Origin of the sequence: Hamadaea sp. NPDC051192 (assembly GCF_040682475.1) — a bacterium.
In the GTDB taxonomy this organism is placed as follows: domain Bacteria; phylum Actinomycetota; class Actinomycetes; order Mycobacteriales; family Micromonosporaceae; genus Hamadaea; species Hamadaea flava.
Genome location: NZ_JBFBAZ010000244.1, coordinates 1 through 6,646 on the forward strand (window position 1 = coordinate 1; position 6,646 = coordinate 6,646).

The window sequence follows — 6,646 nt, forward strand, 5'->3', positions numbered from 1 at the left end:
GGTCGTCCCGGTCGCCCGCCCGGAACTCCAGCGGACGCCGATAGACGACGATCCGCGGCGGTACGCCGTGCCGCCCCGGCCGGCCGGGCAGCAGCTGGGCCACCGCCACCGAGCGCCACGGCGACCCGGCTGACGTCGGTCGCGCCCCGGGTCCGCATCGACACTGACCACTCCGCCGGGCCGACCTGCTTGAGCAGGCACGCCACGTCGGCCTCGGCAGCGCAGCGAATCCCGTCGATGAGTCCTTCCAGCACGTAGGGCGCCACGTGATGCCGTTCGAGGTCGGCCAGCGAGGCGGTGCTCCACACCAGTGCGTTCTCCGGTTCGAGGACGGCCCGGCCGAGCACCTCTCCGTAGAGCTTGACCGCGCCGAACGGGCGGGTGTCGAAGACCCGGCGGGAGATCTCGCCCGGGTTGAGCCCGGTCTCCAGCAGGTCGGCCGCCAGCCGGTGCACCGCTGGCGTGGTCAGGGCGTACTTGAACGAGCCGGTGTCGGTGATGACGCCGATGTAGAGACACTCGGCGATCCCCTGGTCCAGGGGCACACCCAGCCGGGCGATCAGCTCGGCCGCCACCACGGCGGTGGCCGCCGCGCCGCTGTCGACCAGGTCGATGTCCCCGAAACCGGTGTAGCTGGCGTGATGGTCCAGCACGATCACCGGGACCTTCCCGAGCAGCTCGGCGTACGCGCCCAGCCGCGACTCGGCCGCCGCGTCCAGGGTCACCACGAGCGCGGGCGGCTCCGGCGCGGTGACCAGCAGGTCGAGCCCGGGCAGCGCGACGAACGGCTCCGGCAGATCCTGCGGTCCCGGGAAGGTCGCCTGGAGCCGGGTCGCGCCCAGCTTCCGCAGCGCCTGCCCGACCGCCAGCATGCTGCCCAGCGCGTCGCCGTCCGGGTTGACGTGGCAGACGAGCAGGATCGGGTCGCCGGCCGCGACGGCCGTACGCAGAGCGCCGGTCGCCGCGGCCCACTGGTCCTCGGTGATCTCCCCCATCAGCGGCGCGCCGCCGCGTCCTCAGCCTCGTCGAGGTCGACATCAAGATCGTCGGACTCCTCGTCCTCCTCGACCTTGTAGGGCTGCGGCTCACCCGCGTACTCGGCGCCCTCGGCGAGCTTGTGGACCTCCTGGTCGCGCACGCGCGCCTCGGCCAGCAGGTCGTCGATGTGCTTGACGTGCTGCTGGACGTCGTCGAGGACGAAGGTCAGCGACGGCGAGTGGCGCAGGCCCAGCGCGCGGCCGACGGAGCCCCGCAGCATGCCCTTGGCGCTGTCCAGGGCGGCGGCGGTGCCGGCCTTGGCCTCCGCGTCGCCGAGCACGGTGTAGAAGATCGTGGCCTCGCGCAGGTCGGCGGTCAGCCGGGCGTCGGTGATCGTGATCATGCCCAGCCGCGGGTCCTTGATCTGCGTCCGCACCGCTGACGCCACCAGTTCCCGGACTCGCTCGGCGTGCCGGCGCACCTTGGCAGGATCGGACATCTCGCCACCTCCACACGTATCGGACAGCGGAGATCGAACGAAACGGGCTTTCGCCGGATCGTCCGGAACTCCGGCCCCCAGATTACCCGGCGAGCCTGTACCCACCGCCCGCCGAGATCCACCCGGTCGCCACGGGCGCCGGCGGTCAGAAGTCGTCGTCGCCGATGACTCGCCGCTTGACCGACAGCAGCTCGATCTCGGGCCGCCCGGCGACCGCCCGCTCGCAGTGGTCCAGGACTTCGCGGACGTGCGCGGCGTCGGCGGCGACGATCGCCACCCCGAGCTGAGCGCGCCCATGCCGGTCCTGGTCACCGACCTCGGCCGCGCTCACCTCGTACTTGCGGAGCAGGGCCAGGATCGGGCGCAGGTAGCCCCGCTTGTCCTTCAGCGAGCGCGAGTCGCCCGGCAGCAACAGGTCGAAGAGCGCAGTTCCGGTGAACACGAAGATCCATCTTACGAGCGCCGCGCCACCAACACGTCCCGAGTTATCCCCTGATCCACCCAGTGCTCCAGGCCGATCGGCGCCAGCACCGCCAGTCCGTGCCGCTCCAGCAGCTCCACGGCCTGCTCGCGCGGCGCCACGTGGGTGTTCCAGGACAGGCCCACCGCTCCCCCGGGCCGGATCAGCTCGATCCACCCGGGCAACGCGGCCGACAACAGCTCCGCGGGTCCCCGCTCCAATCCCTTGCTGGTACGCGAGCCGTGGACCACGCCGTACGGAAGATCTGCCACCAGTAGATCGGCGACCTGCCGCTTCATCAGCGCCCGGGCCTGGGTCGTGTCCGCCTCGAAGAAGGTCAGGTTGCCGCCGTCGGAGGTGAGTTCGACGTCCAGCCGACGGCCGAGCCGGCGGCCCTCCCGGCGTACGGGGGTGATCTCGGCGCGATGCTTGACCCGCTTGCGCCGCAGCCACGTCTTCAGGAATGCGGCGTACGCCTCGAAGTCCTTCCCGTCGATCTCGATGCCGATCGGGTTCCAGCCGTACATGAGGGCCTGGTTGAGCGTCGTCCCCCGCCCGGCGACCGGGTCCAGCACGGTGAAGGTCCGGGAGCCGAAGTCGCCGGCCCAGGCACTCGCCAGCGCGGTCACGTTCAGCAGGAGCTTCGTGAAGTTCTCGTTGGTCTTGCCGGAGTACTTCGGGATGGTGATCAGGTCGTCGTCGAACTTGTCCAGCGCGGGGGTGCGGATCGGCCGCAGCAGGTCGTCGGGAAGCAGCTCGTAGAGGGCGAGCCCACTGCTGAGGTTGCCGAGGACGGCCAGGCCTTCCGAGGTCAGCGGCTCCTCGGTGGCAAAGACGAGATAGGTCTGGCCGCCGAGATCCCGCGGCGAGGCCGGGCCGAGCCGCCCCTCCAGCACTCCGGCGGAGAACGCGGCCAGCTCGGCCCTCGTCAGGTCGGGCGCGGACTGCGTGTAGACCCGGTTGGCGGATGGCGCGACGAGCAGCGCGTATTCAGTTCCCACGGGGTAGAGATCCTACCGGGGCGCGGACCACGGCGTGTGGGCCCCGCAGCAGCTCGGATCGAACTCACCGCTGCACGTGGTCGGTCCAGCGCCGGCCGTCCCACCAGCGCGCACGTGCCTGCCGCCACGGGTCGGGATACCAGCCCGACGGACGCTGCTGGGGAACCGGTTGCGGGCGTGGCGGCGAGGGCGGTGGCGGCGGCAGTGGTGCGGGCGGCGGCGGAGGCAGCGGTGCTCGCTGCGGCGGGGGCAGTGTCGGCGGAGGTGGCGGCGGAGGTGGCGGTGCCGGGGACACCGGCATGGCCGGCGGCTCCCAGGGCAGCCCGGACAACTCGCACACGAGCCGATGCAGTCCTGGCGCGGTGAAGTCGCAGACGCGGTCGCCCAGGTTCACCCCGGTCCCCTTGAACCGGTTGAAGACCAGCGGCGGCTCATCGCGTACCAATAGGGCCAAGACCTGCTGGCCCACGGGGCCGGACAGATGGACGGCCGTGACCTGCGGCCAGCGGACTGTGCCACCCACCGCCTTGGACGTCATCACCTCATGGGACCAGCCGAGGCCGCCGGTGGTGAGCAGAAGCGCGACACCACGCATGGTGTCGGCCGGGCGTCCACAGCGGACCAACCCGATCAGCTCGTCCTCGGCGGCGAGCCCGGCGATCAGCTGCTCCTTCTGGCCCGTGTAGAGCGAGTTCTCCAGTTGCCCGGCGGCGACCGCCAACCGTTCCGCCGCGTACGCCAGCCGCCCCGCCCCGACGGCCTGAGCCAACGGTGTCCACAGTGTCCGGGCGTCCCGCGCGACCGGGAAGTCCTGGCCGCAGTCGGGGCAGTTGACCAGCACGGATTCCTCACGCATGGCCCGGCAGCGGGGACAGAACGTGACCGCGTGCGAATCGAACTCGATCCCGTCACACCGTACGCACACCGGCAGGTCGGCCTGCACGTCCGCGCGGATCTGGCCCATCCCGCCGACGAAGCGGACCACGGCGAGCACCGGGTTGGCCGCGAGCATGCCGACGCTCTCGATGATCGTCTCGGCGACCTCGCCGGACTTGCCCGCCGCCTTCGTCGGCCGGGCCGGGTTCACCAGCTTCTCGGCGGCCAGCCCACACGCCACGCAGACGGGCCGGATGCGCAGCGGCAGCGCCGCCCGGACGACGGTCTGGTTGCGAAGCAGGTCGAGGCAGTCGGCCTCGGCTTCGGTCAGCTGGATGTCCGCCTCGCCGGTGAGCGACTCGGCGAGCCGTTCGAGCGCCTCGACGTCGAGCGGCGGACCGGCGATCGTGGGCCGTCGCCGGACCAGGGTCGCCAGTTCCTGATAGGCGGCGACCTCCTCGGCCCGCAGAAACAGGGCGCGGTCGGCACCCGCGCTGATCACGACGCCCGGCCGCTGATCCACGGCGCGATGGTAGTGCCCGGGACCCGCCGCGCCAGTCGGCTCGCTGACACCGGTGCCCCGAGTACGACGAAGGGGCGGCCACCCGAAGGTGACCGCCCCTGCCGAGCCGAGCGTCAGACGCGCGGCTTCTCGCGCATCTCGTAGCTCTCGATGATGTCGCCGATCTGCGGGCTGCCGAAGCCGCCCAGCGTCAGACCACACTCGAAGCCCTCGCGGACCTCGGTCGCGTCGTCCTTGAACCGCTTGAGCGACGTGATCGTGACGTTCTCGGCCACGACCGTGCCCTCGCGGATGACGCGCGCCTTGGCGTTGCGCCGAAGGAGCCCGTCGCGGACGATACAACCCGCGATGAGACCGATCTTGGACGAGCGGAAGACCTCGCGGATCTCCGCCGAGCCCAGCGCGGCCTCCTCGTAGATCGGCTTGAGCATGCCCTTGAGGGCCGCCTCGATCTCCTCGATGGCCTGGTAGATGACCGTGTAGTACCGGATCTCCACCCCATTGCGGTCGGCCATCTCGCGCGCCGACTGCATCGGCCGGACGTTGAAGCCGATGATGATCGCCGTCGAGTCCGCCGAGGCCGACGCCAGGTTGACGTCGCTCTCGGTGATCGCGCCGACGCCCCGGTGAATGATCCGCAGCTGGATCTCGTCCGGAATCGGCAGCTTGACCAGCGCGTCTTCCAGAGCTTCCACCGAACCGGCGACATCGCCCTTGATGATGAGGTCGAGCGTGGTCCGCTCGCCTTCCTTGATCTTCTCGAGCAGCGTCTCCAGCGTCGCCCGGCCGGCCAGCCGAGCCTGCTCGGCAGCGCGCTTCCGCGCCTGCCGCTGCTCGGCGATCTGGCGGACCGTCCGGTCGTCGTCGGCGGCGAGGAACGTGTCGCCGGCACCCGGAACCGCGGTCAGACCGAGGACCAGGACCGGACGAGCCGGACCCGCCTCCGGCAGCGGCGTGCCGTTCTCGTCGAGCATCGCCCGAACCCGGCCGTACGCGTTACCGGCGACGATCGAGTCACCGACGCGGAGCGTGCCGCGGTTGACCAGCACCGTGGCCACCGGGCCACGACCCTTGTCGAGGTGCGCCTCGATCGCGATGCCCTGCGCGTTGCCGTCGACCGGAGCCCGCAGGTCGAGCGAGGCGTCCGCGGTCAGGAGCACCGCTTCGAGCAGGCCGTCGATGTTGAGCCGGGCCTTGGCGGAGATGTCGACGAACATGGTGTCGCCGCCGTACTCCTCGGCCACCAGCCCGTACTCGGTGAGCTGCTGGCGCACCTTGCCCGGGTTGGCCTCCGGCTTGTCGACCTTGTTCACCGCCACCACGATCGGCACGTCGGCCGCCTTGGCGTGGTTCAACGCCTCGATGGTCTGCGGCATCACGCCGTCGTCCGCCGCGACGACCAGGACCACGATGTCGGTGGCCTGGGCGCCACGGGCACGCATGGCGGTGAACGCCTCGTGACCCGGGGTGTCGATGAAGGTGATCGCGCGGTCTTCTTCGCCGTGCTCGACGTGCACCTGGTACGCGCCGATGTGCTGGGTGATGCCGCCGGCCTCGCCCTCGACGACGTTCGCCGACCGGATCGCGTCCAGCAGCTTCGTCTTACCGTGGTCGACGTGACCCATGACGGTCACGACCGGCGGACGGACGACCAGGCGCTCCTCGTCGACCTCGGCGTCGAGGTCGATGTTGAACTGCGCGAGCAGCTGGCGGTCTTCCTCCTCCGGGCTGACGATCTGCAGGTCGAAGCCCAGGTGCTCACCGAGCAGCAGCAGCGTGTCGTCGCTGCAGGACTGCGTGGCGGTCACCATCTCGCCCAGGTTGAACATCTCCTGGACCAGCGAGCCCGGGTTGGCGTTGATGCGGTCGGCGAAGTCCGACAGCGACGCACCCCGCGGCAGGCGGACCACCTGGCCGTTGCCCCGCGGGGCACCCGAGCTCATCGTCGGGGCGGACAGGTTGTCGAACTCTTGACGCCGCTGCTTCTTGCTCTTGCGACCACGGGACGGCCGGCCACCGGGACGCCCGAAGGCACCCGCGGCACCGCCGCCACGGCCACGGCCACCGCCGCCACCGGGACGGCCACCGCCGCCGACCGGGGCACCGCCGCCGCCACCAGGGCCGCCACGGTATCCGGTGCCCGCACCAGCACCGCCGGCACCGCCACCGCCACCGGGACCGCCGCGGAAGCCACCGCCACCGCCGCCGCCACCAGGACCGCCGCGGAAGCCACCGCCACCGCCGCCGCCACCAGGACCGCCGCGGAAGCCACCGCCACCGCCGCCGCCACCAGGACCGCCGCGGAAGCC

At 71.4% G+C, this 6,646-nt stretch carries 6 protein-coding genes; all 6 read right to left on the minus strand.

What is annotated here, in order from left to right:
- A partial coding sequence (locus tag AB0M47_RS41660; protein WP_363424279.1) for a DHH family phosphoesterase occupies window positions 1–995 on the minus strand: 995 nt, incomplete at its 3' end.
- Window positions 995–1,477, minus strand: a complete 483-nt coding sequence (gene rbfA / locus AB0M47_RS41665; RefSeq protein WP_253756837.1) for a 30S ribosome-binding factor RbfA — start codon at window positions 1,475–1,477, stop codon at window positions 995–997. The genes rbfA and AB0M47_RS41660, both read right to left, overlap by 1 nt.
- Window positions 1,478–1,622: 145 nt before the next feature.
- On the minus strand, window positions 1,623–1,919 hold the full coding sequence (locus AB0M47_RS41670; RefSeq protein ID WP_253756839.1) for a DUF503 domain-containing protein: 297 nt from the start codon (window positions 1,917–1,919) through the stop codon (window positions 1,623–1,625).
- A gap of 11 nt (window positions 1,920–1,930) precedes the next feature.
- Window positions 1,931–2,938 (minus strand): SAM-dependent methyltransferase, encoded by a 1,008-nt coding sequence (locus AB0M47_RS41675; protein WP_363424283.1) that lies wholly within the window; start codon window positions 2,936–2,938, stop codon window positions 1,931–1,933.
- Between the two features lie 64 nt (window positions 2,939–3,002).
- Window positions 3,003–4,337, minus strand: coding sequence for a DUF2510 domain-containing protein (locus AB0M47_RS41680; RefSeq protein WP_363424286.1), 1,335 nt, complete (start codon window positions 4,335–4,337; stop codon window positions 3,003–3,005).
- A 113-nt stretch (window positions 4,338–4,450) separates the two neighbouring features.
- Window positions 4,451–6,646: translation initiation factor IF-2 (gene infB / locus AB0M47_RS41685; protein ID WP_363424289.1), on the minus strand; the 2,196-nt coding region annotated here is incomplete at its 5' end.

Bases quoted from the DNA above. Each gene is read 5' to 3' on its own strand.
- rbfA (WP_253756837.1), bottom strand. From the start codon at position 1,477: ATGTCCGATCCTGCCAAGGTGCGCCGGCACGCCGAGCGAGTCCGGGAA.